The sequence below is a fragment of the Gammaproteobacteria bacterium genome (assembly GCA_033720895.1).
Classification (GTDB): domain Bacteria; phylum Pseudomonadota; class Gammaproteobacteria; order Natronospirales; family JAJUFS01; genus JAWWBS01.
Window position 1 is genome coordinate 1 of sequence record JAWWBS010000102.1, and the last position, 3652, is coordinate 3652.

Below are 3652 nucleotides of genomic sequence, written 5' to 3' on the forward strand. Positions count from 1 at the left end.
CTTGGGCGAGACATGCAGGATCTCGGCGATCTCCTGGATGGACTGGCCATCCGTCACCATCAGCAGCACTTCCATTTCGCGATCGGAGAGCTGGTCCAGCGGTGAATCGCCATCGAACTGGCTGAGCGCCATCTGGCGAGCGAGATCGGCTGAAAGGTAGCGTTTGCCAAGCTTCACCATCTTCAGCGCGGTGAGGATTTCGTCGGCAGCGGTGTCCTTGCTGAGGTAGCCATCGGCACCCGCTTCCAGCAGGCGGCTGGGTACCGGATCCCTGGACAAAACGGAAACGATCAGGATGCGCGGTCGCGGGTCCAGACGGGCAATGCGGCGCGTGGCCTCGATGCCGTTCATGCCAGGCATGTTGATGTCCATGACCACCACATCCGGCTTGAGATCACGCGCCTTTTCCAGGCCGTCCTGCCCGGACTCGGCTTCGCCCACCACCTCGAAATCCGCATTGGCTTCGATGATCTGGCGCAGGCCGACACGAATCAGCTTGTGATCGTCAACAAGAAGAACCTTCAGCATGACTTCCTAACCTCACCCCTTCCCTGCCATGCAGCGCCGATCTTCGCCGGCTCGCATGTTGTTGGCCTACATGTTCTTGATGATGGCCTCGCCAAAGCCCTTGGTACCCACCAGGGTCGCACCCGGCAGCAGCTTTTCCATCTTTTCCTCGACGTTCTTGGTCGCCGCCAGCTCCCGCTTCGGAGCCCGGATGGCCTCGCGCAGTCGCGCCAGGTCATAGGTCATGGTTTTCTCGCCAATGGTTTTCTGCATTCCGGAGATGACCAGGTCGGCCGCTTCGGTCCATCCCAGGTAACGCAACATCATCTCGCCGGAGAGTATCAGCGATCCCGGGTTGACGCGATCCTTTCCGGCAAATCCCGGTGCCGTGCCGTGCGTCGCTTCGAAGACGGCGACCGAATCGGCAATGTTGCCGCCCGGCGCGATGCCGATGCCACCCACCTGCGCTGCCAGCGCGTCCGAAATGTAATCACCGTTAAGGTTCAGCGTGGCAATGACGTCGTACTCCTCCGGACGCAGCAGGATCTGCTGCAGGAAGTTGTCCGCGATCACGTCCTTGACGATGATGTCGTTGCCCGTCTTCGGGTTCTTGAACTTCAACCAGGGGCCGCCGTCGAGTTCGGTCGCACCGAATTCCTCCTTCGCAAGCGCATAGCCCCAGTTGCGGAAGGCGCCCTCGGTGAACTTCATGATGTTGCCCTTGTGGACAAGCGTGACCGAGACGCGATCGTTGTCGATGGCGTACTGGATGGCCTTGCGAATCAGGCGCTGCGAGCCTTCCTTCGAGACCGGCTTGATGCCGATGCCGGAGCTGGCCGGGAAACGGATGCCCGAAACGTCCATCTGCGACTGCAGGAAGTGGATCAGCTTCTGGACATCCTCGGAGCCGGCCGGCCATTCGATGCCGGCATAGATGTCCTCGGTATTCTCGCGGAAAATCACCATGTCGGTGAGGTCCGAGACCTTCATCGGTGTCGACACGCCAGAGAAGTACTGGATCGGGCGCACGCAGGCATAGAGGTCCAGCTGCTGGCGAATGGCGACGTTCAGCGAGCGGATGCCGCCGCCGATCGGTGTGCCCAGCGGGCCCTTGATCGAGACAATGTAGTCCCGCATGACTTCCATGGTCTCTTCCGGCAGGTAGATGTCCTCGCCATAGAGCTCCACGGCCTTTTCGCCCGCGTAGATCTCCATCCAGGCAATCTTGCGCTTGCCGCCATAGGCCTTTTCCACAGCGGCATTCAGCACGTCCTGCATCACCGGTGTCACATCCACGCCAATGCCGTCGCCCGTGATGAACGGGATGATCGGATTGTCGGGAACTTTGATCGAATGGTCGGTATTTGCGGTGATCTTGCTGCCTTCTTCAGGCACCTGGATCTTGTCGAATTTCATCGTCTGCCTCGAAAATCGGGGAAAATGGGCGATTTGGACGCGAGATTCTACCATTAAATGTTTCCGGTTTGGCCGTGTTGCGCCATTTCGTCGTCGACCAGGCGCCGAATGGCGGGCAAGGTCCGAAAAATGCTGTCTGGCGCTACGCAACAACAAGCACCTTGTGATACAAAGTGAACCGTCATTTTTTTGGGGCATTTCACCCGCAGGATTACGGGTATCGCACAGGGGGCTTTTGCATGTACCGCGGCATCTCCAAGGCAGGAATCCTTGCCATTTCGACGCTTCTTTTCTCCTTTTCCAGCAATGCGCAAGATGAGTGGGCATCCATCGGGCCCAAGGGCGTGACCGCCACCGCCATCGTCTTCGACACCACCGGCACGACCGACAAGCTGCGCATGACCGCAGCCTGGGATGCCTGGGAGACCTCGCTGGACAGCCCGAAGTGGCAGGCCGAGGGCCTGAACACCATCAATTCACCCAATGGCATCGTGCTGGATCCGCTCACTGCCGGTGGCTATTACGTCACGCAGGACAACACGATCATCCATGTCACCCCTGGTTCCAGCCCGGAAATCCTCGAACCGGGTGACTACGGCAACGAGTTGTACGTGTCGCCGGACGGCAACACGATCTACCTGCTGGGCTTCAACACCTTCCGGTTCTCCCACAACGGTGGCCAGAACTTCTATACGGGCGATATCGATTACCCCGACTCGCCGTCGGTCCTGAAGGTGGACCCGAACGATCCATCGACGGCCTACCTGTTCATCCAGTTCCATGGCGATGTCTACAAGACGGTCGATGGCGGCCAGACCTGGTCGGTATTCCCGACCGATGCCACGTCGCCGCGGGACCTGGTCATTGATCCTGCCGACAGCCAGCACATCATCGTCGGTGGCATGGATGGCATCTACGAAACCCTGAATGGTGGTTCGACCTGGTCCAAGCTCACCGCCGATTGGGCCACTCGCCTGTTTGCCAATAGCGATTTCTCCCGACTGTATCTCCTGAACGGCAGCAGCCGTGCTTTCATCAGCAGCAGCACCGATGGCGGCAGCACCTGGGACGAGATCACCCCGGGGGTCGCGGGCACCGCGGCCAATGACGGCAACGACACCATTTACGATCTTGCGGCCCATCCCGACCAGCCGGATACCCTGGCAATCGTCCAGAAGTCCGGCGTGCGGATTTCCACGGATGCGGGCAGCAGCTGGACCTACCTGAACAACGGCATCCGCAAGGTAGCTGCGAACCGTGTCGCACTCAGTGCCACCAGTGACCGTGTGCTGCTCAATACCCAGTACCACAGTGTGCAGATCAGCAACAATGCCGGAACCAGCTGGACCAGGGCGGTCGATGGGCTCGAGTTGATGGGTTCGGAGTCGGGCTATGCTGCGGCAATCAATCCGGTGAATGATGACGTCCTGCTCGCCTCCACCCTGAGCAAGATCGTGCGCAGCACGGATGGCGGCGCCAGCTGGAGCAATGTCTACGAGGACCTCGAATATGCCTTCGATATCGATTTCATCGGTGATGCAGGCGAGGTGATCGTCGGCCAGCAAAGCAGCGTGCTGTATTCGGCCGACAGTGGTGCGACCTTCGACGTCATCAGCAGCGGCGATATTCCGTTCGCGCTCGTCTACAGCGTCGATGCCAGCCCGGGTGACACCTGGCGGATCTTTGCCACGGGCGGCGATGGCCTGCAGTACACCGACGACCTGGGTAC

3 protein-coding genes are annotated in these 3652 nt (G+C 59.9%); 1 reads left to right on the forward strand and 2 read right to left on the reverse strand.

What is annotated here, in order from left to right; all coding sequences use genetic code 11:
- Both R3217_10475 and icd read right to left on the reverse strand, forming a co-directional pair.
- Window positions 1-528: response regulator (locus R3217_10475; protein MDX1455867.1), on the reverse strand; the 528-nt coding region annotated here is incomplete at its 3' end.
- Between the two features lie 66 nt (window positions 529-594).
- Window positions 595-1923, reverse strand: coding sequence for an NADP-dependent isocitrate dehydrogenase (gene icd, locus R3217_10480; GenBank protein MDX1455868.1), 1329 nt, complete (start codon window positions 1921-1923; stop codon window positions 595-597).
- Window positions 1924-2162: 239 nt separating this feature from the next.
- Here icd and R3217_10485 point away from each other — a divergent pair.
- On the forward strand, window positions 2163-3652 hold a 1490-nt coding region (locus R3217_10485; protein MDX1455869.1), incomplete at its 3' end, for a hypothetical protein.